General features: G+C 69.5%; 24 protein-coding genes and 1 pseudogene. 12 read left to right on the top strand and 13 right to left on the bottom strand.

Annotation, left to right across the window (positions count from 1 at the left end):
* Positions 1-13 precede the first annotated feature (13 nt).
* Entirely contained in the window at positions 14-295 is a 282-nt protein-coding gene (locus PGN23_RS11330) for a chorismate mutase (protein ID WP_335304582.1), read from the bottom strand.
* Positions 296-397: 102 nt separating this feature from the next.
* Here PGN23_RS11330 and PGN23_RS11325 point away from each other — a divergent pair, with 102 nt between their 5' ends.
* On the top strand, positions 398-1,408 hold the full coding sequence (locus PGN23_RS11325) for a polyprenyl synthetase family protein (protein WP_335302979.1): 1,011 nt from the start codon (positions 398-400) through the stop codon (positions 1,406-1,408).
* Positions 1,409-1,592: 184 nt separating this feature from the next.
* On the opposite strand, the gene PGN23_RS11320 is transcribed toward PGN23_RS11325, so the two are convergent.
* From PGN23_RS11320 to PGN23_RS11305, 4 genes are all read right to left on the bottom strand, one after another.
* Entirely contained in the window at positions 1,593-2,549 is a 957-nt protein-coding gene (locus PGN23_RS11320) for a cation diffusion facilitator family transporter (RefSeq protein WP_335302978.1), read from the bottom strand.
* A gap of 197 nt (positions 2,550-2,746) precedes the next feature.
* Positions 2,747-3,373 (bottom strand): RdgB/HAM1 family non-canonical purine NTP pyrophosphatase, encoded by a 627-nt coding sequence (gene rdgB / locus PGN23_RS11315; RefSeq protein WP_335302977.1) that lies wholly within the window; start codon positions 3,371-3,373, stop codon positions 2,747-2,749.
* Positions 3,370-4,083 (bottom strand): ribonuclease PH, encoded by a 714-nt coding sequence (gene rph / locus PGN23_RS11310; protein ID WP_335302976.1) that lies wholly within the window; start codon positions 4,081-4,083, stop codon positions 3,370-3,372. Before rph ends, rdgB begins: the two co-directional genes overlap by 4 nt.
* A 73-nt stretch (positions 4,084-4,156) precedes the next feature.
* Positions 4,157-4,510 (bottom strand): hypothetical protein, encoded by a 354-nt coding sequence (locus PGN23_RS11305; protein ID WP_335302975.1) that lies wholly within the window; start codon positions 4,508-4,510, stop codon positions 4,157-4,159.
* A gap of 96 nt (positions 4,511-4,606) precedes the next feature.
* Between PGN23_RS11305 and hrcA the strand changes: the two genes are divergently transcribed.
* The 3 genes from hrcA to PGN23_RS11290 all read left to right on the top strand — a co-directional run bounded on the left by hrcA (position 4,607) and on the right by PGN23_RS11290 (position 7,595).
* On the top strand, positions 4,607-5,650 hold the full coding sequence (gene hrcA / locus PGN23_RS11300) for a heat-inducible transcriptional repressor HrcA (RefSeq protein WP_335302974.1): 1,044 nt from the start codon (positions 4,607-4,609) through the stop codon (positions 5,648-5,650).
* 33 nt (positions 5,651-5,683) lie between these two features.
* A complete protein-coding gene (grpE, locus tag PGN23_RS11295) occupies positions 5,684-6,238 on the top strand; it encodes a nucleotide exchange factor GrpE (RefSeq protein ID WP_335302973.1) in 555 nt (184 codons plus the stop codon).
* 133 nt (positions 6,239-6,371) lie between these two features.
* A complete protein-coding gene (locus tag PGN23_RS11290; protein ID WP_335304581.1) occupies positions 6,372-7,595 on the top strand; it encodes a threonine synthase in 1,224 nt (407 codons plus the stop codon).
* Between the two features lie 101 nt (positions 7,596-7,696).
* Here PGN23_RS11290 and PGN23_RS11285 read toward each other — a convergent pair whose 3' ends face one another.
* From PGN23_RS11285 to thrS, 4 genes are all read right to left on the bottom strand, one after another.
* On the bottom strand, positions 7,697-7,873 hold the full coding sequence (locus PGN23_RS11285; RefSeq protein ID WP_335302971.1) for a hypothetical protein: 177 nt from the start codon (positions 7,871-7,873) through the stop codon (positions 7,697-7,699).
* A gap of 216 nt (positions 7,874-8,089) precedes the next feature.
* Entirely contained in the window at positions 8,090-10,924 is a 2,835-nt protein-coding gene (locus tag PGN23_RS11280) for a TonB-dependent receptor (RefSeq protein WP_335302970.1), read from the bottom strand.
* Positions 10,925-11,714: 790 nt separating this feature from the next.
* On the bottom strand, positions 11,715-12,248 hold the full coding sequence (gene infC / locus PGN23_RS11275; protein WP_335302969.1) for a translation initiation factor IF-3: 534 nt from the start codon (positions 12,246-12,248) through the stop codon (positions 11,715-11,717).
* 78 nt (positions 12,249-12,326) lie between these two features.
* Positions 12,327-14,312, bottom strand: a complete 1,986-nt coding sequence (thrS, locus tag PGN23_RS11270) for a threonine--tRNA ligase (protein WP_335304580.1) — start codon at positions 14,310-14,312, stop codon at positions 12,327-12,329.
* 206 nt (positions 14,313-14,518) lie between these two features.
* Here thrS and PGN23_RS11265 point away from each other — a divergent pair, with 206 nt between their 5' ends.
* Complete coding sequence (locus PGN23_RS11265) at positions 14,519-15,130, top strand: retropepsin-like aspartic protease family protein (protein ID WP_335302968.1); 612 nt, start codon at positions 14,519-14,521, stop codon at positions 15,128-15,130.
* A 37-nt stretch (positions 15,131-15,167) separates the two neighbouring features.
* Here the strand turns inward: PGN23_RS11265 and PGN23_RS11260 are convergent, their stop codons facing one another.
* Entirely contained in the window at positions 15,168-15,983 is an 816-nt protein-coding gene (locus PGN23_RS11260; RefSeq protein WP_335302967.1) for an LD-carboxypeptidase, read from the bottom strand.
* A gap of 58 nt (positions 15,984-16,041) precedes the next feature.
* On the opposite strand from PGN23_RS11260, the gene PGN23_RS11255 reads away from it, so the two are divergent.
* From PGN23_RS11255 to PGN23_RS11225, 7 genes are all read left to right on the top strand, one after another.
* A complete protein-coding gene (locus PGN23_RS11255) occupies positions 16,042-17,469 on the top strand; it encodes a glutamate ligase domain-containing protein (RefSeq protein WP_335302966.1) in 1,428 nt (475 codons plus the stop codon).
* Between the two features lie 14 nt (positions 17,470-17,483).
* On the top strand, positions 17,484-18,212 hold the full coding sequence (locus tag PGN23_RS11250; protein ID WP_335302965.1) for an alpha/beta hydrolase: 729 nt from the start codon (positions 17,484-17,486) through the stop codon (positions 18,210-18,212).
* Positions 18,209-18,925, top strand: coding sequence for a tetratricopeptide repeat protein (locus PGN23_RS11245; RefSeq protein ID WP_335302963.1), 717 nt, complete (start codon positions 18,209-18,211; stop codon positions 18,923-18,925). Before PGN23_RS11250 ends, PGN23_RS11245 begins: the two co-directional genes overlap by 4 nt.
* Positions 18,922-19,356: a VOC family protein gene (locus tag PGN23_RS11240; protein ID WP_335302962.1), complete on the top strand. Its 435-nt coding sequence runs from the start codon at positions 18,922-18,924 to the stop codon at positions 19,354-19,356. Before PGN23_RS11245 ends, PGN23_RS11240 begins: the two co-directional genes overlap by 4 nt.
* A 1-nt stretch (position 19,357) precedes the next feature.
* A complete protein-coding gene (gene gloB / locus PGN23_RS11235) occupies positions 19,358-20,086 on the top strand; it encodes a hydroxyacylglutathione hydrolase (protein WP_335302961.1) in 729 nt (242 codons plus the stop codon).
* 127 nt (positions 20,087-20,213) lie between these two features.
* Positions 20,214-20,609, top strand: a complete 396-nt coding sequence (locus PGN23_RS11230; RefSeq protein ID WP_335302960.1) for a hypothetical protein — start codon at positions 20,214-20,216, stop codon at positions 20,607-20,609.
* On the top strand, positions 20,606-21,931 hold the full coding sequence (locus tag PGN23_RS11225; protein WP_335302959.1) for a cystathionine gamma-synthase family protein: 1,326 nt from the start codon (positions 20,606-20,608) through the stop codon (positions 21,929-21,931). The genes PGN23_RS11230 and PGN23_RS11225 overlap by 4 nt, the downstream gene beginning before the upstream one ends.
* A gap of 136 nt (positions 21,932-22,067) precedes the next feature.
* Here the strand turns inward: PGN23_RS11225 and PGN23_RS11220 are convergent, their stop codons facing one another.
* From PGN23_RS11220 to PGN23_RS11210, 3 genes and pseudogenes are all read right to left on the bottom strand, one after another.
* A complete protein-coding gene (locus tag PGN23_RS11220; RefSeq protein ID WP_335302957.1) occupies positions 22,068-22,583 on the bottom strand; it encodes a CinA family protein in 516 nt (171 codons plus the stop codon).
* Positions 22,580-23,104: a hypothetical protein gene (locus tag PGN23_RS11215; protein WP_335302956.1), complete on the bottom strand. Its 525-nt coding sequence runs from the start codon at positions 23,102-23,104 to the stop codon at positions 22,580-22,582. The genes PGN23_RS11220 and PGN23_RS11215 overlap by 4 nt, the downstream gene beginning before the upstream one ends.
* A pseudogene (locus tag PGN23_RS11210) lies at positions 23,101-24,223 on the bottom strand (bifunctional 2-C-methyl-D-erythritol 4-phosphate cytidylyltransferase/2-C-methyl-D-erythritol 2,4-cyclodiphosphate synthase). Before PGN23_RS11210 ends, PGN23_RS11215 begins: the two are co-directional and overlap by 4 nt.
* Positions 24,224-24,297: the final 74 nt, after the last annotated feature.

The raw sequence follows: 24,297 nt of genomic DNA, 5'->3' as shown, positions 1-24,297 counted from the left end.
CAGGAGGAGCCGACTAGGCCTTCGCGGCCGCCCGGTGATGGCGGATCACCTCGTCGATGATGAAGCGGAGGAACTTCTCAGAGAATTCCGGGTCCAGCTCGGCATCCTCGCTCAGCGCGCGCAGGCGGGCGATCTGCGCCTCCTCGCGGCCGGGATCGGCGGCGGGGAGGCCGGTGGCGGCCTTGTGCTCGCCGACCGCCTGCGTGATCTTGAACCGCTCCGCGAGCAGGCAGACGAGCGCGGCGTCGATATTGTCGATGCTCTTGCGATAGCGCTTCAGCGTCTCGTCGGTCATGCCCGCCTCCCCATGGATCACGCGCGCCTCATGCGGGCATGACGCCGTCAGGGCAAGCCTGCGCTTGCCTTGCGCGCCGTCCCGCCGCAAAGGGCGGGGCACATGATCGCCTCGCTCCACCGCCTCCCCGGCCATGCGCCGTCGCTCGACCCGATGATCGGGCTGGTCGCGCGCGACATGGAACAGGTCAATGCCGTGATCGTCGAGCGGATGCAGTCGGAGATCCCGCTGATCCCCGAGCTGGCCGGGCATCTGATCGCGGGCGGCGGCAAACGGCTGCGCCCGATGCTGACGCTCGCGAGCGCGCGGCTGGTGGGGTATGACGGCGACCGGCACCACCTGCTCGCCGCGGCGGTGGAGTTCATCCATACCGCGACGCTGCTGCACGACGACGTGGTCGACGGCTCCGACCTGCGCCGCGGCAAGCGCACCGCCAACATCATCTGGGGCAACCCGGCCAGCGTGCTGGTGGGCGATTTCCTGTTCTCGCGCTCTTTCGAGCTGATGGTGGCGGGCGGGAGCCTGCGCGCGCTGGAGATCCTGTCCAACGCCTCGGCGGTGATCGCGGAGGGCGAGGTGAACCAGCTGACCGCGGTGCGCCGCGTCGACCTGGCGGAGGAGCGCTACCTCGACATCATCGGGGCGAAGACCGCGGCGCTGTTCGCGGCGGCGTGCCGCGTCGCGCCGGTGATCGCCGGCCGCTCCGCCGCGGAGGAAGCGGCGCTGGATGCGTACGGGCGCTATCTGGGCATCGCGTTCCAGCTGGTCGACGACGCGATCGACTATACCAGCGACGCCGGGACGATGGGCAAGGACGCGGGCGACGACTTCCGCGAAGGCAAGATGACGCTGCCGGTGATCCTGGCCTATGCGCGCGGCGACGAGGGCGAGCGCACGTTCTGGCGCGATGCGGTGGAGGGGCGCCGCGCGAGCGACGCGGACTTCGCGCATGCGGTGGAGCTGGTGCGGCGCAGCCGCGCGGTGGACGATACGTTCGCCCGCGCGCGGCATTACGGGCAGCGCGCGATCGAGGCGCTGGCGATCTTCGGGGACGGCGCGGTCAAGGATGCGATGGTCGAGGCGGTCGAGTTCGCGGTGGCGCGGGCTTACTGACGCCCGAAGGCGCGGCCACGCCCGCGCCGCTGGGCGAAGCCCATCGGGCGGCACGGCCGGCGGGGCGGCGCAGCCGAGCCCGTCCGACGTCACGCGGCGGCTTTGCCGTCGCGGTTCCTACGCGGAGTGACGATCGTCGCGTTTCGCCACCCTTGGCTCCTGCGTGCGCAGGAGCATGGCGGTGTCAGACCCGCGTCTCGTCCGCCAGCACGCACACACCGCCGGTCTCCACCTGGATCGTCGCGTGGCCGATGCCGAAGCGATGGTGAAGCATCTCCTGCGCGTCGTGGAGGAAGGCGTCGCCGGGATGGCCCGCGGGGATGCACAGGTGGGCGGTCAGCCCGGGCTCGGTGGTCGACATCGGCCAGATGTGGAGGTCGTGCACCTCCGCCACGCCCGGCAGCGTCGCCAGCGCGTCGCGGACGCGATCGTAGTCGACGCCGCGCGGGACGGCGGCGAGCGACATCTCCACCGTCTCGCGCAGCAGGCCCCAGGTCTGCCAGAAGATGACCGCGGCGATGACGAGGCTGACCAGCGGATCGATCCAGCCGGCGCCGGTCAGCCAGATCGCGATGCCGGCGACGACCACGCCGGCCGACACCACCGCGTCGGAGAGCATATGCAGGTACGCGCCGCGGATGTTCACGTCACCCTTGCGCCCGCGCGCGAAGAGCCAGGCGGTGAAGGCGTTGACCGCGATCCCCAGCCCCGCGACGATCGAGACCGAGAGGCCGGCGACGGGGGCGGGGGCGGGATCGCCGAACCGCTGAACCGCCTCCATCGCGATGGCGCCGATCGCGACCAGCAGCAGCAGGGCATTGGCGAGGGCGGCGAGGATCGTCGAGCCCTTCAGCCCGTAGGTAAAGCGCTTCGACGGACCGCGCCGCGCGAGCGCCGCACCGCCCCAGGCGACCGCCAGCCCCAGGACGTCGGACAGATTGTGGCCGGCATCCGCCAGCAGCGCGACCGATCCGAACGCGAAGCCGGCCACCCCCTCCGCCACGACATAGCCGAGGTTCAGTCCGATACCGATCGCGAAGACGCGGTCCCAGCGCTCCGGCGGGGTGGCGTGAACGTGGCCGTGCGAATGACCGTGACCATGATGGTCGTGATCGTGGTGGTGATGATGACCGTGGCCCATACGCGCGCTGTACTGCGGCGGCGGCGGAGCGTCACCCTTAAGGATTGGTCATGTTGGCGTGAGGCGCCTTTCGCAGTGCGTCCGTCATCCCCGCGGAGGCGGGGATCCAGATACGCTGCCGCCGGTCCATAAGCCGCACCGCCTGGGTTTCTGGATTCCCGCCTTCGCGGGAATGACGGGAGTTTCGATCAGAGGGATCAGAAGACGGCGGCGACCAGCTGGCGGAAAGCGTCGCCGCGGTGGCTGATCTCGTTCTTTTCGGGCTCGTCCATCTCGCCGAAGGTCACGTCGTGGCCGATCGGCCGGAAGGTCGGGTCGTAGCCATGGCCCTTGTCCCCGCGCGGGGGCCAGACCATCGTGCCGTCGACGCGGCCCTCGAACCATTCGACATGACCGTCGGGCCATGCCAGCGCCAGCGCGCAGATGAAATGCGCGTCGCGCGGTGCGTCGGGGATCGCGCGCAACTTGTCCTCGACCAGCTGCATCGCCATGCCGAAGTCGCGCGCCTCGCCGCCCCAGCGGGCGGAGAAGATGCCGGGATCGCCGCCCAGCGCATCCACGCACAGCCCGCTGTCGTCGGCGAGTGCGGGCAGCCCCGACAGGTCGGCCGCGGCGCGTGCCTTCAGCTCCGCGTTCATGACGAAGGTGGTGCCGGTTTCCTCGGGCTCGGGCAGGTCGAGCGCCTTGGCGGAGACGACCTCCAGCCCGTAACCCTCCAGCAGCGCGCCGATCTCGCGTACCTTGCCGGCGTTATGGCTGGCGATCACCAGCTTGCCGGGGGCGAGCTTGCGGATCGCCTGCGGCTCGGCGCCCTCTCCGCTCATGCGACCGCCTTCGCCTGCGCCGCGAAGATCTCGGCGCAACCGATGCGCGCGAGGCGCAGCAGGCGGAGCAGCGCTTCCTCGTCATAGGTGGCGTGCTCGGCGGTGGCCTGCGCCTCGGCGATATTGCCGTTTTCGAGCAGGACGAAATTGCCGTCCGCATCGGCGCCCGAATCCTCGATATAGTCGAGGTCGAGCACCGGCTGACCCTGATGGATGCCGCACGACACCGCCGCGACCTTCTGCCTGAGCGGGTCGGCGGTCAGCTTGCCCGACTGGAGCAGCCCGTCGATCGCGAGGCGCAGCGCGACCCAGGAGCCGGAGATGGCGGCGGTGCGGGTGCCGCCATCGGCCTGGATCACGTCGCAGTCGAGCGTGATCTGGCGCTCGCCCAGCAGCGCCATGTCGGTGACGGCGCGCAAGCTGCGGCCGATCAGCCGCTGGATCTCCTGCGTGCGGCCCGACTGCTTGCCCTTCGCCGCCTCGCGGCTGCCCCGCGTGTGCGTGGCGCGGGGGAGCATGCCGTATTCGGCGGTCACCCAGCCCTGACCCTTGCCGCGCAGGAACGGGGGCACGCGTTCCTCGACGGAGGCGGTGACGAGGACCTTCGTATCGCCGAACCCGATCAGCACCGACCCTTCCGCATGGCGCGTGAAGCGCGGCTCGATGGTGATGGGGCGCATCTGGTCGGGGGCGCGGCCGCTGGGGCGCATTGTCTTCTCCTGAGGGACGGAACGGACCGGCCCTAGCGAGGTTGCGCGCACCGCGCCAGCGCCTTGCGTGCCGTCAGCCCAGCACCCAGCGGCGCGCCTCCCCGACGTTCTCGAACAGGCGCAGATAGGGCTGCGTCATCAGGCGCGCGACCTGCGCGCGCATCAGCGGCACGGTCGCGGACACCGCGATCCTGCTCGCCTTGGGGATGCGCCGCATGTGGTCCATGAACGGCTCCAGCGTCTCCTGCGGCTGCGCCCCGACCGACCCCATGTCCATCAGCAGGCGATAGCCGGAACGGAAATCGGCGGCGACGAAACCGCGCATGTAATCGTTACCGTAGGACAGCACGTCCGCCGCGGTGAAGATGCGGTGCCACCGGACGGTCAGCAGATGCGCCTGGCGATCGAAGCTGAAATCGTAGATCATAGGTTTTCCCCGATCCCGCTTCTTTGATCCCGGTTGGTTGCTGAAAGATGAACCGCGTGGTTGAGCGGGGGCGGCGGGCGTCATACATCGCAGGGCGTGAACCGTTCGCCGCCTATCGCCGAACTGACCGATCGCGCCCGCGACATCTTTCGCCGCGTCGTCGACGGCTATCTGGCGAGCGGGCAGCCGGTGGGATCGAAGACGCTGGCGCAGGCGGGGTTGAACCTGTCGCCGGCCTCCATCCGCAACGTACTGGCGCAGCTGGAGACGCTGGGGCTGCTGGCCGCGCCGCATACCTCCGCCGGGCGCGTGCCGACCGAGCGCGGGCTGCGCCTGTTCGTCGACGGCATGATGCAGGCGCACGAGCCCTCCGCCGAGGAGCGCGCGCAGATCGAATTGCGCGCCGGGCAGCACGGGCCGGTCGAGGAAGCGCTGGCCGCCACGACTGCGGCGCTGTCCGGCCTGTCGGCCTGCGCGGGGCTGGTCATGGTGCCCAAGCGCGAGGTGGTGCTGCGCTCGATCGGCTTCGTCCCGCTCGCCGCGACGCAGGCGCTGGCGGTGCTGGTGGGGGAGGACGGTGCGGTCGAGAACCGCGTCATCGACCTGCCGATCGGGGTGACGCCGGGCGCGCTGGTCGAGGCGGGCAATTACATGACCGCGACGCTGGGCGGGCTGACGCTGGGCGAGGCGCGCGGGCGGCTGGAGCGCGAGCTGACGGCAGGGCGCAGCGCGCTGGACACCGCCGCCAGGGCGCTGGTGGAGCGCGGGCTGGCGGTGTGGAGCGAGGACGGTGCGCGGCGCCCGGTGCTGATCGTGCGTGGGCAGGGGCGGTTGCTGGACGATGCCGATGTCGCCGATGTCGAACGGGTGCGCGGGCTGCTCGACGACCTGGAGGGCAAGCAGGAAGTCGCGGCGCTGCTCGATTCGGCACGCGCGGGCGATGCGACGCGGATTTTCATCGGGGCGGAGAACAATCTGTTCGCGCTCAGCGGATCGTCGGTGATCGCCAAGCCGTTCCGCGGACATGACGGGCGCGTGGTGGGTGTCGTGGGGGTGATCGGGCCGACGCGGTTGAACTACGCGCGCGTCGTGCCCATGGTGGATTTCACCGCCGCGACACTCGCCCGCCTGATGGGCTAGACGGCGCCCGTAGAGCCAAAAGATAGGGACAGAATGACCGATACCGCAAAGCCCGCCGCGGACGACCTGCGCGACGAGACGGCCGGGGCCGCGCCCGAAGTGGCCGAGCATGATGCCGCCGCCGCCCGCATCGCCGAGCTGGAGGACCAGCTGGCGACCGCGAAGCAGGAGACGCTGTACGCGCAGGCCGACACCCAGAACGTCCGCCGCCGTGCCGAGAAGGAAGCGGCCGACGCACGCGCCTATGCCGCGACCGCGTTCGCGCGCGACGTCCTGTCGGTGAGCGACAATCTTGAGCGCGCGCTGGCCGCGATCCCCGCGGACCTGCGCGAGGACGATAAGTTCAAGGGGCTGGTCGTCGGGCTGGACGCGACGGGACGCGAACTGGCGAGTATCTTCGCGCGCCACGGCATCACCCGTATCGAGGCTATGGGCCAGCCGCTCGACCCGAACCGTCACCAGGCGATGATGGAGGTACCGAGCGATGCCGAACCCGGCACGATCGTGCAGGAAATGCAGGCCGGGTTCATGATAAAGGACCGCCTGCTGCGCCCCGCGCTGGTGGGCGTGGCGAAGAAGCCCGACTGATCGGCCGGGCGGGGCGCGTCATGTGGCGCCCCGCGGCGGCGTATGACGAAATGGTCGCCTGGCGTGCGACATGACGCTTCCTTCCCATCACGGTGGCTTCCGCTCGCTGATGTGGCCGCGTAAGTCGCCCGACATGAACGACAATCTCTGCGCCGAGCGCCCGACCTTCGTCACCCACCTCGAATGTTCGATGACCGGCGAGCTTTACGCGGCCGACACGCTGCACAACCTGTCGCGTGTCGGTCGCCCATTGCTGGTGCGCTACGACCTGGCCGGCGTCGGCGCGGCGTTGTCGCCAGACGTGCTGGCGGCGCGCGAGACCGACCTGTGGCGCTGGCGCGAGCTGCTGCCCGTGCGGCGGACGGAGAATGTCGTCAGCCTGGGCGAGATCGAGACGCCGCTGATCCCGCTGACCCGCAGCGGCGGCGCGAACGTCCTCGTGAAGGACGAGGGGCGGCTGCCCACCGGCAGCTTCAAGGCGCGCGGGCTGGTGATGGCGGTCGCGATGGCGAAGGAGCTGGGCGTCACCCGGATCGCGATGCCGACCAACGGCAACGCCGGGGCGGCGCTCGCCGCCTATGCCACGCGCGTCGGCATCGAGACGATCGTCTTCTGCCCCGAGGACACGCCCGAGGTGAACGTGCGCGAGATCGCGGCGCAGGGCGCACGGGTGTGGCGGGTGAACGGGCTGATCGACGATTGCGGCGCGATCGTGGGGAAGGGCGCGGCGGAGGGACGCTGGTTCGATTTCTCGACGCTGAAGGAGCCGTACCGGATCGAGGGCAAGAAGACGATGGGGCTGGAGCTGGCCGCGCAGCTGGGCTGGCGGCTGCCCAAGGCGATCTTCTATCCGACCGGCGGCGGCACCGGGCTGATCGGAATGTGGAAGGCGTTCGACGAGCTGGAAGCGCTGGGGTGGATCGGGCGCGAGCGGCCGCGGATGTATGCGGTGCAGGCGGCGGGCTGCGCCCCGATCGTCCGCGCGTTCGAGGCAGGCGAGGAACATGCCGAACGGTGGGAGGATGCGCACACCGTCGCCGCCGGCATCCGGGTGCCGCGCGCGGTGGGCGATTTCCTGATCCTGCGTGCGGTGCGCGAGAGTGGCGGCAAGGCGCTGGCGGTGGGCGACCCCGCGATCCTGCGCGCGGTGGACGATGCGGCGCGCCGCGACGGCTTGCTGCTATGTCCTGAGGGCGGCGCGACGCTGGCGGCTTACCGCCAGGCGTTGCGCGACGGTGAGGTGGACGAGGATGAGGACGTCGTGCTGTTCAACTGCGCCACGGGACTGAAATATCCGATGCCGGCGGCGGAGCAGCGGCTCGACCGACACCAGCCGATCGATTTCGATGCATTGTAGGGTGACAATCGAACAGCCGTTCGGCCTGAGCGCAGTCGAAGGCTAAGCGCCAACCGTCGTGGCCGTGCTTCGACGTCGCTCAGCGCGAACGGATCAAAGCGTTACCCCCGCGAACAGGCGCGACGGCGTTCGTGGCCCTTGAGGGTCAGGACGAGGTGGCCGAGCCGCTCGCGGATGAAACCCTCCGCCAGGAGCAGCCGGATCGTGGCGGGATCGTGCCCGCGGGAGACGATGAGAGTCGATCCGGCGCTGCGGGCGGACAGAAGGATCGTTTCCACTTGTCCCGACAGGGACGTAGCCTGGTTCGTCATGGTGTCACCCCCCCAAAGGGCGATCGTTCGAGTCGGCACGATGCCGCCTGCAAACGTTTAGAGGGGCGATGTGGTTAACGGGTCAACCACGTGCGCGCCATTTCGGGGAGGCGCGCCGATGGACCGTGACGAAAAGGGGGCGGCCGGTGCCGGCACCGACCGCCCCCGCGCATTACCCGTCGATCAGAAGCGCGTCCGCACCGTCACGCCATAGGTCCGCGGCTCACCCAGAAACGCGGAGAACAGCTGGTTGCCGACGCCGCCGAACGCCTGCACCTGCTGCTGGCTGCCCGCGCCCTGGAACGGGGTGTTGAAGGCGACCTGCGTATAATCGGTGTCGAACACGTTCTGCGCCCACAGCTCCAGCGCCCAGCGATCGTCGCGACCGCGCAGCCCGACGCGCGCGTTCACTACTGTGAAGCCGTCCTGCATCTTCTCCACGAACAGGTCGGAGCCGGTGTTGTAATCCGACGAGGTACGCTGATCGACGTAGAACAGCGCCGACATGCCGTTGCTGCCGATGTCCGGCGTCCAGCTGACCGACGAGGTGATGACGTTGCGCGGCGCGTTCGACATCTGTGCGCCGGGCAGCAGGAACAGCGCGGGGTCGAGCGGCGCGCCCGCGTCCGAGCCGACCAGGTTGTTGCGGAACTTCGTATCGGCGAACGTATAGCCGAGCGCCACCGCGAGGTTGCGCGCCGGGTAGAAGCCCGCTTCCACCTCGACACCCTGGCTGCGCACCCCGTACTTCACGTCGCCGCCGGTGCAGGCGCCGGTCGTGGCCGAATTGTCGCGATCCGCACCGCCCAGATCGCGCGAGCACGATCCAATATTCTCGACGACATAGTTGGTGCCGTTGAAGGTGTTCAGCTGGAAGTTCTTGAACTCCGAGCGGAACGCCGCGAGGTTGAAAGTGAAGGGGCGGCTCGAATATTTGAAGCCGACCTCGTACGCATTGACCGTCTCCGGGTCGAAGCGCAGCCGGCGGACGTCCAGATTGGCGATCGTCGCGGGGTTGTAGGCATCGCCCAGGTCCGAGCGGTCGAGGTTGTAGCCGCCCGCCTTGTAGCCGCGCGAATAGCTGGCATAGGTCATGATGCGGTCGGTCGGCTTCCACGACAGGACCGCGGTGCCGGTGAACTGGCTTTCGTCGAAGCGATCGTTCAGCGTCCGGCCGCCCAGCGCGGCGGACGAATTGCCGGTGCAGGCAAGCGTCGCGATCCCGCGCGTCAGCGCGGCGAGCTGGGCGTTGTTGAACAGATTGCCCGCCGGGCCGGCGCCCAGCAGCCCCTGGATCTGCGGGCAGACGGTGTTGTTGTTGCCGAAGGTCGCGTCGAAGCGCTTGCGCTCATGCGTCCAGCGCAGGCCCCCGGTCAGCGACAGCGTGTCGGTCAGCTTGAAGATGTTGTGCGTGAAGACCGCGAAGCTCTTGCTGTTCTGGCGGTACACGTCGCGGGTGGTGCCGACGTCGTTGACGGTGCCGAGCAGGTCGATCGCGGGCAGGATAACACCCGATGCCGCGCCGAGACCCGCCGCGATCGCCTGCCGCCCCGTCGCGCCGCCGAGCGCGGCGAGAGGGGTGTTGCCCAGGCATCCCCGCTGCGACGGATCGCGCAGCGCAGCCTCGCGATTGATCGTCGCGACGATGCGGCACGCGGCGAAGGCGCCATAGTCGCGGCCGAACTTCAGATTGTCGACGACCTCGAGATCCTCGTTCGAGAAGAACCCGCCGACCAGCCAGTCGAGGCGATTGTCCAGCGCCTCGCCGTTGAGGCGCAGCTCCTGCGTGAAGGTGTGGAACTGGCGGTAGTTGTTGCCGTCCGCGGGACGATAGCCGATGTCGAGGACGTTATAGTCGATGTCGCTGGCGCCGCCCGACTTGTATTCGCGGTATGCGGTGATCGAGGTCAGCGACGCGCCGCCCAGGTTCCAGTCGACCTGCGCCGACCCGCCATAGTCCTTCGTCACGTTGGAATAGGCGCGGCCCGGCGTGAAGGCGATGCGGCGGCTGTAGGGATCGTTGCCCGCGGGGAAGGTGCTGCCGGCGGGATAGCCGCGCAGGCCTGCGATCTGGTTGATGACGTCGACGATGCGATTGCCGTTCGGATTGATCGTATAGTCGCCGGGCACACCGGGGGTCGGGTCCAGCTTCTCGCGCGTGTCGACATGGACCGCGCCGCAGCACTTCTCGTCACGGAAGGTATAGTCGCCGATCAGCCGGACCGAGAAGTCGGTCGATGGCTCGAACAAGAGCTGGCCGCGGACGAACCAGCGGTTGCGATCGTTGTAATCGGTGTCGTTGACGACATCGCGGAAGAAGCCGTCGCGGCGCGCGTAGACGCCGTCGACGCGGAAGGCGAGCACGTCCCTGACGATCGGCCCGGTCAGCGCCCCCGCGACGCGCACCGCGTCGTAATTGCCGTAGGTCGCCTCGCCATAGCCGCCCAGGTCGAACGACGGCGCCTTGGTATAGATGTTGATCGCGCCGGCGGACGAGTTGCGGCCCGACAGCGTTCCCTGCGGCCCCCGCAGCACCTCGATCCGGTCGACCTCGCCCAGATCGTTGAGCCCGGAGCCGGTGCGGCTGCGATAGACGCCGTCGATGAAGACCGCGACCGAGCTTTCCAGCCCCGGATTGTCGCCGACGGTGCCGATACCGCGGACGCGCGCCGAGGCGTTCGCCTCCGATCCGGTCGACGAGACGTTGAGCGAGGGCGCCAGCTGCGCCATCTGGCGGATGTCGGTGGCGCCGGAGTTCTGCAGCGCCTCCTGGTTCACCGCGTTGATCGAGATCGGCACGTCGGCCAGCCGCTCCGAGCGACGGGTCGCAGTGACGACGATGTCGCCCGCACCCAGTTCCTGCGTATCGCCCGTCTGCGCACCGGCGGTGGGTGCCTGTCCGTCGACCGCGGCATTGGTGGTGACGGGGCTGGTCTGGTCCTGCGCCATGGCAGGCGCGGCGATCATGAAGGCGGTGGTGGCGGCGGCGGTGGACAGAAGGATGTTGGTCAGACGCATGTCGACAGGCCTCTCCCGAAGGGCTTTGCGGATGAATCCGGATTCGAAGGTCCGGTATCGGGGGCGCTGTAACGTGCTGATTTCCGGCGTCTAGTAGATTTACGTAACGCGTAATATTTTTGAGGATGCGGTGTCGTCTCGCCGCCACGATGGGGCCGGAGTGGGCGGATCGCGGGGCGCGGCTGGGTGCGAACCTGAAGGTCGCGGGGTTCCGCGAGCGTCCAATCTGTTCCCCGGCGGAGGCGGGACCTTTGCAAAGCGGGTGTAACGGCACCGAGCCCACGCCGTGCTCCTGCCTTCGCAGGAGCACGGTGTAGCCTTTTACAAAGGTCCCGCGGAGGGCCGGGGTCAGTGACGAACGGCTTATTGAGATGCCGGCAAGTCGCCCAACTGGACGCCGGCCTTCGCGGGGCCTTTGCAAAACAGGTGCAATGACGCCGAGCCCACGCCGTGCTCCTGCGCAGGCAGGAGCCCAGGGCCAGGCAGAACAACGCCTTATGGGACCTATAACTCTGGGCTCCTGCGTTCGCAGGAGCACGGTGTAGCCTTTTGCAAAGGTCGCGCCTTTGCCGGGGCGCAGGGGCTTCCTGCAAGTGTCTTGGGGTGATCCTTTGGCGAAGGCCCCGCTGTCGACCGCGGATGTGGGTCTCGCGACGCGATGGATGCCGGACACGCGGGGCCGGATCTACCGCGGCCGCCGCTGGCTGGGAGACGGCAACTGCTGTGGGTCCCCGCCTTTGCGGCAGATAGCGGAGGGTCGGGGCGGCGCCCACCGCCCCGGTGCCTCACATCACTTGGGCGCGAGCACCATGAGCATCTGGCGGCCTTCCATGCGCGGATAGGCTTCCACCTTGGCGACCTCGGCGACCTGCTCCGCGACGCGCTGGAGCACGTTCATGCCCAGCTGCCCGTGGCTCAGCTCGCGACCGCGGAAGCGCATCGTCACCTTCACCTTGTCGCCCTCGCCGATGAACTCCGCCACCTTCTTCATCTTGGTGTCATAGTCATGGTCGTCGATGTTCGGACGCATCTTGATCTCCTTGATCTCCTGCGTCTTCTGCGACTTGCGGGCCAGGTTCGCCTTCTTCTGCGCCTCGTACTTGAACTTGCCCACGTCCAGGAACTTCGCGACGGGCGGGTCCGCGTTGGGCGACACCTCGACCAGGTCGAGTCCCAGCTCCCTCGCCTGCTCCATCGCCTCGCGCGTGTACATCACGCCAAGGTTCTCTCCCTCGTGATCGATCACGCGGACCTTGGGGCTCTGAATCCACTCGTTGAAGCGGGGGCCGTTCATCGGCGGCGCCTGATTGGGTCGGCGCATCATGGGCGGACGTATGGGTATGTCTCCTGTAGCGGTTGCCCGGCGAACATAGGGCATCGTGGATGATTTTGAAAGATGCCGTCAGCGACAATCCGGCGGCAGCGCCTCGTCGCGCAGCATCGCCACCACCTCGTCGAGCGTCAGGAAGGTCTGCGCCTGGCTGCCGAGGCGACGCAGGGCGACCTTGCCCTCTTCCGCCTCGCGCTTTCCGACCACCAGCAGGTTGGGCACCTTGGCGACGGAATGTTCGCGCACCTTGTAATTGATCTTCTCGTTGCGCAGGTCGGTGTCCACGCGGATGCCCGCCGCCCGCAGTTTCGCCGCGACCTCGTGCGCGTAATCGTCGGCATCCGACACGATCGTCGCCACCACCGCCTGCACCGGCGACAGCCACAGCGGGAAGCGCCCGGCGTGATGCTCGATCAGGATGCCGATGAACCGCTCGAACGTGCCCAGGATCGCGCGGTGGAGCATGACGGGGCGATGGCGGTTGCCGTCCTCCCCGACATAGCTCGCGTCGAGCCGGTCGGGCAGGACGCGGTCCGACTGGATCGTGCCGACCTGCCACGTCCGGCCGATCGCGTCGGTCAGGTGGAATTCCAGCTTCGGCGCGTAGAAGGCGCCTTCACCCGGCAACTCCTCGAACTTCGCCTTGATGTCGTCCGGCAGGTTGGACGCCTGCACCGCCTCGCGCAGTTCCTGCTCCGACGTGTCCCACATCTCGTCCGAGCCGAAACGCTTCTCGGGGCGCAGCGCCAGCTTCACCGCATAATCGGTGAAGCCCAGATCCTGATAGACCGAGTGGAGCAGCTCGCAGAACTTGCGCACCTCCTCGACCAGCTGATCCTCGCGCACGAAGATATGCGCGTCGTCCTGCGTGAACTGGCGGACGCGCATGATGCCGTGGAGCGCGCCATGCGGCTCGTTGCGATGGCAGCAGCCGAATTCCGCCATGCGGATCGGCAGGTCGCGGTAGGACTTGATCCCCTGCTTGAAGATCAGGACGTGCGCCGGGCAATTCATCGGCTTCAGCGCCATCATGTCGGCATCGCCGCTGATGACCGCGCCCTCATCCTCGGTATTGGGAATCTCGTCCGGCACGACGAACATGTTCTCGCGGTACTTGCCCCAATGGCCGGACTGCTCCCACTGGCGCGCGTCCATCAGCTGCGGCGTCTTCACCTCGGCATAATCGGCGGCGTCGAGGCGGCGACGCATATACGCCTCCATCTGCCGCCACAGGATATAGCCCTTGGGGTGCCAGAAGACGGAGCCCTGCGCCTCCGGCTGGAGGTGGAACAGGTCCATCTCCGCGCCGATCTTGCGATGGTCGCGCTTGGCGGCCTCCTCCAGCATCGTCAGATGCGCGTCGAGCTGCTTCTTGCTGAGCCAGCCGGTGCCGTAGACGCGGCTGAGCATCGCGTTCTTCTGATCGCCGCGCCAATAGGCGCCGGACACGCGCGTCAGCTTGAAGGCGTTGGGATCGAGCCGCCCGGTCGAGGGCATGTGGGGGCCGCGGCACATGTCGAGCCACGCGCCCTGGCGATAGATCGTCAGCTCCTCACCCTCGGGCAGTTCGGCGGCCCATTCGGCCTTGAACGTCTCGCCCTGCGCCTTCCACGTGTCGATCAGCTGCTGGCGCGACCAGACCTCGCGCGTGAACTTCTCGTTCCTGGCGATGATGCGGCGCATCTCGGCCTCGATCGCGGGCAGGTCCTCGTCGGTGAACGGGCGATCCTTCGGCGCGAAGTCGTAGTAGAAGCCATCCTCGGTCGCGGGGCCGAAGGTGATCTGCGTGCCCGGGAAGAGATGCTGCACCGCCTCCGCCATGACGTGCGCGAAGTCGTGGCGCGCCAGTTCCAGCGCATCGGCCTCGTCCTTCTGCGTGACCAGCGCCAGCGCGGCGTCCGACGTGAGCGGACGCGACAGGTCGCGCAGTTCGCCATCCACCCGCGCGGCGATCGCCGCCTTGGCGAGACCGGGCCCGATCGCGGCGGCGATGTCGGCGGGGGTGGTGCCGGAGGCGACCTCGCGGACCGAACCGTCGGGCAGCGTGATCGAGAGCATTTCCATCGAAGGTCTTCCTGCGTGCTGTGCGGGAGGCGGCGTAGCGCCATGGGGGAACGACGAAAAGGGGGCACCCGTGCGCGGTCGCGCCGGGCGGCGCGCGCGTCAGCGGGTGCTGGTGGTGAGCGGTGCGATCGTCATCACGCGCGCTCCATAGCGTAGCGGGGCGGGAGGCGCCATCCTATATGTCCGTCATGCCGACGGAGATGACCGCGAACCCGCACTTCTACATGCTGCTGGGTGCGCTGTTCCTCGCCAGCCTGGCGGCGCGGCGGGTCCCGGTGCTGCGGACGCTGGTGAGCGTCGCGATCTGGGTCGTGGTCGCAGGGCTGCTGTTCGTGCTGGTGGTCGAGCGCGAGCGGTTCGATCCGTGGTTCGCGCGCGTCGCCGCGGCGCTGAACATCGAAAGCCAGCAGGTCGCGGGCGGGGAGACGCGCATCCGGATGAGCCCGGACGGCCATTTCTACGTCCGGGCGCGGATCGGCGCGGTCGAACGGCGGTTGCTGGTGGACAGCGGCGCCACGATCACCGCGCTGTCGCCCGGGACGGCGCAGGCCGCGGGCGTCGAGGTGAAGCCCGCGATGTTTCCGGTGATGCTGAAGACCGCCAACGGAACCATCCGCGCCGAGACGGGGGAGGTGGCGGAGCTGCGCTTCGGCAACGTGGTCGCGCGCGACCTGGCGGTGGTGGTGTCGCCCGCCTTCGGCGACGTCGACGTGCTGGGGATGAACTTTCTGTCGCGGCTGAAATCGTTGCGGGTCGAGGGGCAGACGCTGATCCTGACCCCGCATCATCCGCAGGAGGCGCCAGGCGGCTGAAGCCGGGAGGTTTTTCGCTGTCGTCGCTCGACCGGCGTCAGGCGACGCCGAAGGGGACGACCCAATTGTCCTGAACGTGGCCGATCCGCGCGCGGCCGAGATAGGGGACGCCCAGGTCGCGGCACCAGCGCGTCATCATGTCGTCGAGCGGCTCGTTCCACGCCGGCTCGTTGTCCTTCACCGCGCTGACCGCACCCAGGCGCACGCCGGCGACGGAGCGCAGCTGCGTGGCATTGCCGAGCGTGAACAGCATCCGGTCGACCGCGTACATCGCCTCCGACACTTCCTCCACGATCAGGACATGGTCGGCGAGGTCGGGCAGATAGGGAGTGCCGATCAGCGCGGTCAGGATCGACAGGTTGAAGGCGGCGCTGGGGCGGTTGTCGAGCGCGGGTTCGAGCGCGGTGCGGTCGCGTCGCGCCATCCAGCCGAGCGCGCGGGCGACCGTCTGATCCCCCTGCGTGCGGCGGATGTCGGCGCACATCGGCCCGTGCGCCGGATGGCCGATCCGCCGCGCGTAGAGCGCGCCCAGCAGGAAACCCACATCGGAATAGCCGAGATACGCCTTCGTCCGCGCCGCCGCGCCCAGCTGCGGCATGATCGTCGACAGGATGCGGTTGGAGCCGTAGCCGCCGCGCAGGAACCAGATCGCGTCGAACGCGGGATCGTTGGCATATTGCAGGAACGCGGCGGCACGCACCGCGTCCGATCCCGCGAAATGCCCGTCGTTCGCATAGCATTGCGGGTGAAAGACGAGGTCGACGTCGGGGTAGGCGATCGCGGCGAAGGCGGAGACGGGGGCGATGACGTCCGGATTCGCCACGCTGCTGGCCGCCAATACTCCGATCCGCATGTCCGACCCTTCCCGCACAACTTGCCACCCGGCGCCGAAACGTCGATAGCCCCGCGTCATGCATGACGGCAACGTGCGCGGCCAGCGCTTCTTCCTGGTCGGTATCGGCGGATCGGGGATGATGCCGCTGGCGATGATCCTGCAAGGGCGTGGCGCGGAGGTGGCGGGCAGCGACCGCGGGCTGGATCAGGGGCGGGTGCCAGCGAAGTTCGACGAGCTGCGCGCACGGGGCATCGCGCTGTTCCCGCAGGACGGCAGCGGCATCACCGATGCGGCGCAGGTCGTCGTCGCCTCCGCCGCGGTCGAGGAGACGGTGGCCGATATGGTCGCCGCCGCGCGGCTCGGCTGCCGGCGAATGACGCGCGCCGGGCTCAACGCGGCGCTGTTCAACGCCAGTCGCTTGGCCGTAGGGGTCGCGGGAACGAGCGGCAAGTCGACCGTGACGGGGATGATCGCGACGATCCTGCATCGCGCCGGGGCCGATCCGACGGTCATGAACGGCGCGGTGATGAAGGATTTCGCCGCCCCCGACCGCCCCTTCGCCAGCGCGCTGGTGGGGCAGGGCGATGCCTTCGTCAGCGAGGTCGACGAAAGCGACGGGTCGATCGCGCTGTATCGCGCGCAGGTGGCGGTGCTGAACAACGTCAGCCTGGACCACAAGTCGCTGGAGGAGCTGAACGTGCTCTTCGGCGGGTTCCTGTCGCGCGCGCGACACGCGGTGGTGAACGCCGACAATGCGGATGCCGCAAGGCTGGCGATGACATTGCCGCGCGACCGCGTGACGCGCTTTTCGGTGCAGGACGCGAGCGCCGACCTGTATGTGGGCGCGATCGAGGAGGCGCCGTTCGCGGTGTCGTTCGACCTGGCGCGCGGTGGTGTGGGGCAGGGCCGCGTCGCGTTGCGGGTGCCGGGGCGGCACAATGTCGCCAATGCGCTCGCCGCGCTGGGGGCGGTGCTGGCGGCGGGCGTGCCGCTGGACCGCGCGATCGATGGCCTTGCCCACTTTTCGGGGCTGCGGCGCCGGTTCGACATGGTCGGCGCGGGGGGCGGCGTCGCGGTCATCGACGATTTCGGGCACAATCCCGACAAGATCGCGGCCACGCTGGACACGCTGCACGCCTTTCCGGGGCGCGTCATCGCGCTGTTCCAGCCGCACGGGTACGGCCCGCTGAAGGTGATGCGCGCCGAACTGGCGGCGATGTTCGCGGCCAAGCTCGGCGACGGCGATCTGCTGGTCCTGCCGGACCCGGTATATCAGGGGGGCACGGTGACGCGCGAGGTCGGCAGCGCGGACGTGGTGCACGACGTGACGCTGGCGGGGCGCGAGGCGATCCATATCGCCGATCGCGCGGCGGCGGCCGCGCATTGCGTGGCACAGGCCCGCCCGGGCGACCGGATCGTCGTGATGGGGGCACGGGACGACACGCTGACGCTGCTGGCGGGTGAGATGGTGGCCGCGCTCGCTTCCCGGACGCGAACGGCGTGACTATGTCGCGGGGGATGAACGACCTGACCCCGCCCGCGCGTCCGCGGCTCGCCTATCATCTTACCGAGGGGCGCGGCCCCACCGTCATCTTCCTGCCCGGTTATGCCAGCGACATGACCGGGACGAAGGCGCTGGCGCTGGAGGCGTGGGCCAAGGCGAGCGGGCGGGCGTTCCTGCGGTTCGACTATGGCGGCTGCGGCGCGAGCGAGGGCGCGTTCGAGGATCAGTCGCTGGCCGACTGGCGCGACGATACGCTGTCGATGATCGACCATGCGGTGCAGGGGCCGGTGGTGCTGGTCGGCTCGTCGATGGGCGGGTGGATCATGCTGCTCGCCGCGCTGACGCGCCCGGAGCGCGTCTCCGCGCTGGTGGGGGTCGCGCCGGCCCCGGACTTCACCGACTGGGGGTTCAGCCAGGAGGAGAAACTGTACCTGCTGCAATATGGCCGGCTGGAGCGCCCCAACGCTTACGGTCCGCAGCCGACCGTCTACACGCGCCGCTTCTGGCAGTCGGGCGAGGCCAACCGGCTGATGCACGGCGCACAGATCGCCTTCGACGGCCCGGTGCGGCTGTTGCAGGGGCAGCAGGATCCGGACGTGCCGTGGCACCGGGCGGTGCATCTGGCGGAGCTCTTCCGCTCGCCGCACGTCCAGACGTGGCTGGTGAAGGACGGCGACCACCGCCTGTCGCGCGAGGATGACATCGCGATGCTGATCCGCGCGGTCGAGGATGTGGTGCCATGATGCTGCTGGCATGGATCGCCGCCCAGGCGCTGGCGCCCGCGGAGCAGGCGTGCCTGGCACAGGCGCGGCGCGATCCGGCGGCGGCGGAGCAGGTCGCGCGCGGTGCGATCGGGGCCAGCCCGCGGCTGCGCCAGTGCCTGGGACTGGCGCTGGTGGGGCAGGACCGCTTCTCCGAGGCGGCCGTCGTCTTCGCGGAGGCCGCGCGGGCGGCGGAACTGGCCAAGGACCCGGCGGCCGCCGATTACTGGGCGCAATCGGGCAATGCCTGGCTGGCGGCGGGTGACGCGACGAAGGCGCGGCAGGCGCTGGATGCCGCGCTGGCGGCGGGGACGCTCACCGGCCTGCCGCGCGGAGAGGCGTATCTGGACCGCGCGCGGGCGCTGGTCGCGGTGGGGGACGTGAAGGCCGCGCGCACCGACCTGGACCAGGCGCTGCTCGGCGCGGGAGACGATCCGCTCGCGTGGCTGCTCTCCGCCACGCTGGCGCGGCGGCAGGGCGACATCACCCGCGCGCGCGCCGATATCGCGCAGGCGCTGCGGCGGTCGGCCGACGATGCATCGGTCCAGTTGGAGGCGGGCAATATCGCCGCGCAGTCGGGGGATGCGACGAAGGCGGCGGCGGCGTGGCGCGAGGCGGTGCGGCTGGCACCCGATGCCCCCGCCGGGCGTTCGGCCGCCAATGCGCTGAAGCAATTTCCGGAGGCGACCCAGTGAAATACCTGCACACGATGATCCGCGTCACCGATCCCGACGCGACGATCGCCTTCTTCGAGCTGCTGGGGCTGAAGGAGGTGCGGCGGATGGAGAACGAGAAGGGGCGGTTCACGCTGATCTTCCTGGCCGCGCCGGAGGATATGGCGGCACCGGGCGAGCGCGCGCGTGCCGAGGTGGAGCTGACCTACAATTGGGACCCGGAGGAATATGCCGGGGGACGCAATTTCGGGCATCTGGCGTACCGCGTCGACGACATCTACGCGACCTGCCAGCGGGTGTTGGATGCGGGGCATATCGTGCACCGCCCCCCGCGCGACGGGCACATGGCCTTCGTGAAGACGCCGGACGGCATCTCGATCGAATTGTTGCAGGACGGCGTGCTGGAACCCGCCGAACCGTGGGTGTCGATGCCGAACACGGGGACGTGGTGACGTGCTGGAGATCGTTCGCCTCCCCGTCCTGAGCGACAATTACAGCTGGCTGGTGCACGATGCCGACAGCGGGCGGACGCTCGTGGTCGACGCCGGCGAGGCGCAGCCGGTGCTGGACGCCGCCGCCGCGCGCGGCTGGACCATCGATGCGATCTGGGCGACGCACTGGCACCCCGATCATGTCGGCGGGAACGCCGCGATCAAGGCCGCGACCGGCGCGCGCGTGACCGGGCCGGAGGCAGAGCGCGCCAGGATCGACACGCTGGACGACGGGGTGGGCGAGGGCGATACGGTGTCGCTGGGCGCGCACGAGGCGCGCGTGATGACGGTGCCCGGGCATACCGCGGGGCATATCGCGTTCCACTTCGTCGCGGACGGCGTGATCTTCACCGGGGATACGTTGTTCGCCATGGGGTGCGGGCGCCTGTTCGAGGGCGACGCAGCGCAGATGTTCGCCAATATGCAGCGCTTCGCCGCGCTGCCGGACGACACCGCGGTCTATTGCGGGCACGAATATACGCAGTCGAACGGGCGGTTCGCGCTGTCGGTGGACGGCGCGAATGCGGCGCTGGTCGAGCGGATGGCGCAGGTGGATGCGCAGCGCGCGGAGGGCGAGGCGACGGTGCCGACCACGATCGGGGCGGAGCGGGCGACGAACCCGTTCCTGCGTGCCGGGAGTGCGGAGGAACTGGCGCGGCTGCGTGCGGGGAAGGACGCGTTCAAGGGGTGACGTTCCAGCCGTCACCCCGACCTCGAACCGGGGTCCCGCTTTCTCCCTCTCGACCCGGAAGGAGCGGGACCCCGGATCAAGTTCCGGGTGACGTTGGTTTGAAGCGGACACGTTCATGGAGAGTGACATGCGGTTCCTCACCCATTTCGCGGTCGCGGCGGCGCTGAGCGCCGTGGCGGTCGGCACCGCGCATGCCGGGCGCGAGACGCCCGAGGCGGAGTATCAGAAGCTGATCGCGGGCAAGACGCCGGGCAAGCCGGTCGATTGCATCGACACGCGGTTCGACCCGCCGTCGCTGTCGGCATACGGCGACAAGCTGATCTACCGGGTCAGCAACGAGCTGGTCTACGTCAACCAGAGCACCGGCGGGTGTCAGGGGGTCGCGCGCGGCGACGTGCTGGTGACGCGGCAGTTCCAGTCCAGACTGTGCCGCGGCGACATCGCGCAGACGGTCAGCGTGCCGCCCGGGATGCCGACCGGCAGCTGCGCGCTGGGATCGTTCACCCCCTATCGGGCGCAATGACCGTGGACGAACCGACCGAAGATGCGCTGACCGGGGTCGAGGTGGCGCGGGTGTCGCCCAAGCCGGAGACGGACACGATCGGCGGGCGCAGGCTGAAACCCGCGACGCTGATGATGGGGCACGGCTACGACCCCGCGCTGTCCGAGGGCGCGCTGAAGCCGCCGGTGTTCCTGACCTCCACCTTCGTCTTTCCCAATGCCGCGGCGGGGAAGCGCCATTTCGAAGGGGTGACGGGCAAGCGTCCGGGCGGCGCGGAAGGTCTGGTCTATTCGCGCTTCAACGGACCGAACCAGGAGATATTGGAGGATCGGCTCGGCATCTGGGAAGGCGCGGAGGATGCGCTGATCTTCTCCAGCGGCATGGCCGCGATCGCGACATTGTTCCTGTCGCTGGTGCGGCCGGGCGACACGATCGTCCATTCCGGCCCGCTGTACGCCGCGACGGAAACGCTGATCGCGCGCGTGCTGGGGCGGTTCGGGGTGCATTGGCTGGACTTTCCGGCGGGCGCCACGCGCGACGAGATCGATGCCGTCCTGTCCAAGGCGGCATCGGGGCGGGTCGCGCTGATCTATCTGGAAAGCCCCGCCAATCCGACCAATGCGCTGGTCGACGTGGAGGCGGTGGCGGCGGGCCGCGACGCGATCTTCGCGAACGCCGCGGAGAAGCCGCCGATCGCGATCGACAACACCTTCCTGGGGCCGCTGTGGGCCAAGCCGTTGCAGCAGGGAGCGGATGCGGTCGTCTACAGCCTGACCAAATATGCCGGGGGTCATTCCGATCTGGTCGCGGGCGGGGTGCTGGGGTCGAAGGCGCTGATGGACACGATCCGCGCGATGCGCAACACGATCGGCACCATCTGCGACCCCAACACCGCGTGGATGCTGCTGCGCTCGCTGGAGACGCTGGAGCTGCGGATGAGCCGCGCGGGCGAGAATGCCGCCAGGGTCTGCGCCTATCTGCGCGACCACCCAAAGGTGGAGCATGTCGGGTATCTGGGCTTTCTGGCCGAGGCGGAGGGGCGGCAGGCGGACATCTATCGGCGGCATTGCAGCGGGGGCGGGTCGACCTTCTCGCTCTATCTGAAGGGCGGCGAGGCGGAGGCGTTCCGTTTCCTCGACGCGCTTAGGATCGCCAAGCTGGCGGTGAGCCTGGGCGGAACCGAGACGCTGGCCAGCGCGCCCGCCGCGATGACGCATCTGTCGGTGCCCGACGCGCGCAAGCGGGCGCTGGGCATCACCGACAATCTGGTGCGGATTTCGATCGGGGTGGAGGATGCCGACGATCTGATCGCGGACATGGAGCAGGCGCTGCGGGCGGTGTGAGCTCCTGCCCCCCTCCCTTCGAGGGAGGGGCTGGGGGTTGGGTGGCGTGCTCGCGATATGGATGCCGCGGGGACATGGGAAGCCGTGTCACCCGGCCTCCACCCACCCCCGACCCCTGCCTTGAAAGGGAGGGGGGTCAGGTGGGTTCCGGCGGCAGCAGCAGGTCGAGCGCGCACAGCGCCGCCTGTAGCCGGACCCCGCCGCGGCCCAGGTCGCCGAAGAAGCGCTTGTCCGCGACCACGTCCGCCGGGTCGCCGCCGCGCTCGGCGCGGGCGAAGACGACGGTGCCGACCGGCTTCTTCTCGCTGCCGCCACCGGGACCGGCGACGCCGGTGATCGCGACCGCGACATCGGCGTCGGACTTCGCCAGCGCGCCCTGTGCCATGCTCCAGGCGACCGCGATCGACACCGCGCCGAACGTATCGAGCACGTCGCCGCTGACCGCCAGCAGCTTGCGCTTGGCCTCGTTGGAATAAGTGACGAAGCCTGCCTCGAACACATCCGACGAGCCCGGAATCTCGGTGAGCGCGGCCGACACCAGCCCGCCGGTGCAGCTCTCCGCCACCGCGATGCGGCGGCCGGCGGCGCGGTTGGCCTCCACCACGCGGCGCGCGGCGTCGACCAGCGCGGCGGGAAGGGTGAGGTCGCTCATTTCGCGTCGGCCGGGCAGACCGGCAGGTCGGGGATGCTGGCCGGCTTGCCCCGCGCCTTCTCCGCCTTCAGATATTGCAGCGTCGCCACCACGATCCCGGCGGTGTTGCGCGCGGGCAGCGGCTCCAGCAACGTGGCGAGCCGGTCCAGCGTGGGGCAGTCGGCCGGCTGGATCCGGCCGGTGATCTGCGGCGCGAAGATCGAGGTGAGCATCGTGCGGGCATAATCGCTCATCAGCAGCAGTTCCACCGCGGGATCGCTGAGCTTCGCGATGGCGGTACGCGCCGCGGGCCAGGCGCGGTCCGCCTCCGCGTCATATTTGGCGAGGAACGGGCCGTCGATGCGCCGCAGCAGGCTGCGCGCGGGCAGCGCGGCGCAGACGCGCCCGGCGTCGCGGATGATCTCCGGCATCGCCACGAGCGCGATCGACTCGGCGTCGGCGGACGACAGGCACGGCGTCTGCGCCAGCGCCGGGGGCGCGGCGAGCAGCGCGGCGGCGGCGAGCGCGAACGCCGCCCTCATGCAGCGACCAGCGGCACGGTGACGGTCGCGACCGCCTGCGCCGCGATCCCCTCGCCGCGTCCGGTAAAGCCCAGTCGCTCGGTCGTCGTCGCCTTCACGCTGACACGATCGGTCGTGAGGCCGAGAAGTTCCGCGATGCGCGCCTGCATGGCGGCACGGTGCGGGCCGATCTTCGGCGCCTCGCACATCAGCGTCAGGTCGACGAAGGTGATGCGGCCCCCCTTCGCCTCCACCAGGCGGCGCGCATGGGCAAGGAACCGGCCCGATTCCGCGCCGCGCCACTGCGGGTCGCTGGGCGGGAAGTGCGTGCCGATATCGCCCGCCGCGATCGTGCCGAGCACCGCATCGGTGATGGCGTGGAGCGCGACATCGGCGTCGCTGTGCCCCGACAGCCCCTGATGATGCGGGATCAGCACGCCGCCGAGCCACAGCTCCTCGCCATCCTCCAGGCGATGGACGTCGAAGGCCGCTGGCGGAGCGCGTCTCCACGGCGGCCCCCGCGCGCGCGAAATCGGCAGGATAGGTGATCTTCTCGAGCATCGAATCTCCCTCGATCAGCGCCACGTCATGGCCCAGCGCGCGGACCATCTGCGCATCGTCGGTCGCCTCTCCGCCCGCCCACGCGGCGTGCGCGGCGGCTAGTGTGTCGAGACGGAACGCCTGCGGGGTCTGGACGCGGTGCAGGCCGGCACGGGGTACGACCGTGCCGGCGGTGTCGACCAGCGTGTCGGCGACCGGCAGCACGGGAATCGCGGGCATGATGATCGTCCAGCGCGGCGAGCAGGCGATCGATCACCGCGGCCGACAGGAAGGGGCGCGCGGCGTCGTGCACCAGGATTCGCCCCGGCCCGGTCAGCGCCGCGAGCCCCCGCCCGCGACCGAGTCGCGCCGCGTCGCGCCGCCCGTCACGGCGGCGGCGCCGGGGACCGCGGCCTCCAGCAACGCCTCCTGCCCCGCGCCGATCGCGACCAGGACGCGGTCGATCGCGGGGTGTGCCGACAGCGCGGCATGGCTCCACGCCAGCATCGCGCGGCCCGCGACGGGCGCGAACTGCTTGGGCAGCGTGCTGCCGCTGCGCGAGCCGGTGCCGGCGGCGACGATAAGGGCGACATTTGTCATGCGCGCCGCGCCTAGCGGTTCCGCGCGCGCCTTGCCAGAGCGTCGCGCGTCGACTACCTGCCCGTTTTTCAGGC

Origin of the sequence: Sphingomonas adhaesiva, assembly GCF_036946125.1 — a bacterium.
GTDB lineage: Bacteria > Pseudomonadota > Alphaproteobacteria > Sphingomonadales > Sphingomonadaceae > Sphingomonas > Sphingomonas adhaesiva_A.
The sequence above is the reverse complement of the archived record's forward strand: the minus strand, read 5'-3'. Positions and strand labels throughout refer to the sequence as shown.

Coding starts and splice junctions, on each gene's coding strand:
- rdgB (WP_335302977.1), bottom strand. CDS start 3,373: ATGAGCGGAGAGGGCGCCGAGCCGCAGGCGATCCGCAAGCTCGCCCCC.
- PGN23_RS11215 (WP_335302956.1), bottom strand. CDS start 23,104: ATGAGGGCGGCGTTCGCGCTCGCCGCCGCCGCGCTGCTCGCCGCGCCC.
- PGN23_RS11320 (WP_335302978.1), bottom strand. CDS start 2,549: ATGGGCCACGGTCATCATCACCACCACGATCACGACCATCATGGTCAC.
- PGN23_RS11245 (WP_335302963.1), top strand. CDS start 18,209: ATGATGCTGCTGGCATGGATCGCCGCCCAGGCGCTGGCGCCCGCGGAG.
- PGN23_RS11290 (WP_335304581.1), top strand. CDS start 6,372: ATGAACGACAATCTCTGCGCCGAGCGCCCGACCTTCGTCACCCACCTC.
- PGN23_RS11325 (WP_335302979.1), top strand. CDS start 398: ATGATCGCCTCGCTCCACCGCCTCCCCGGCCATGCGCCGTCGCTCGAC.
- PGN23_RS11265 (WP_335302968.1), top strand. CDS start 14,519: ATGACCGCGAACCCGCACTTCTACATGCTGCTGGGTGCGCTGTTCCTC.
- PGN23_RS11280 (WP_335302970.1), bottom strand. CDS start 10,924: ATGCGTCTGACCAACATCCTTCTGTCCACCGCCGCCGCCACCACCGCC.
- infC (WP_335302969.1), bottom strand. CDS start 12,248: ATGATGCGCCGACCCAATCAGGCGCCGCCGATGAACGGCCCCCGCTTC.
- PGN23_RS11305 (WP_335302975.1), bottom strand. CDS start 4,510: ATGATCTACGATTTCAGCTTCGATCGCCAGGCGCATCTGCTGACCGTC.
- PGN23_RS11255 (WP_335302966.1), top strand. CDS start 16,042: ATGCATGACGGCAACGTGCGCGGCCAGCGCTTCTTCCTGGTCGGTATC.
- PGN23_RS11330 (WP_335304582.1), bottom strand. CDS start 295: ATGACCGACGAGACGCTGAAGCGCTATCGCAAGAGCATCGACAATATC.
- PGN23_RS11250 (WP_335302965.1), top strand. CDS start 17,484: ATGAACGACCTGACCCCGCCCGCGCGTCCGCGGCTCGCCTATCATCTT.
- rph (WP_335302976.1), bottom strand. CDS start 4,083: ATGCGCCCCAGCGGCCGCGCCCCCGACCAGATGCGCCCCATCACCATC.
- PGN23_RS11225 (WP_335302959.1), top strand. CDS start 20,606: ATGACCGTGGACGAACCGACCGAAGATGCGCTGACCGGGGTCGAGGTG.
- PGN23_RS11230 (WP_335302960.1), top strand. CDS start 20,214: ATGCGGTTCCTCACCCATTTCGCGGTCGCGGCGGCGCTGAGCGCCGTG.
- grpE (WP_335302973.1), top strand. CDS start 5,684: ATGACCGATACCGCAAAGCCCGCCGCGGACGACCTGCGCGACGAGACG.
- PGN23_RS11260 (WP_335302967.1), bottom strand. CDS start 15,983: ATGCGGATCGGAGTATTGGCGGCCAGCAGCGTGGCGAATCCGGACGTC.
- thrS (WP_335304580.1), bottom strand. CDS start 14,312: ATGCTCTCGATCACGCTGCCCGACGGTTCGGTCCGCGAGGTCGCCTCC.
- PGN23_RS11220 (WP_335302957.1), bottom strand. CDS start 22,583: ATGAGCGACCTCACCCTTCCCGCCGCGCTGGTCGACGCCGCGCGCCGC.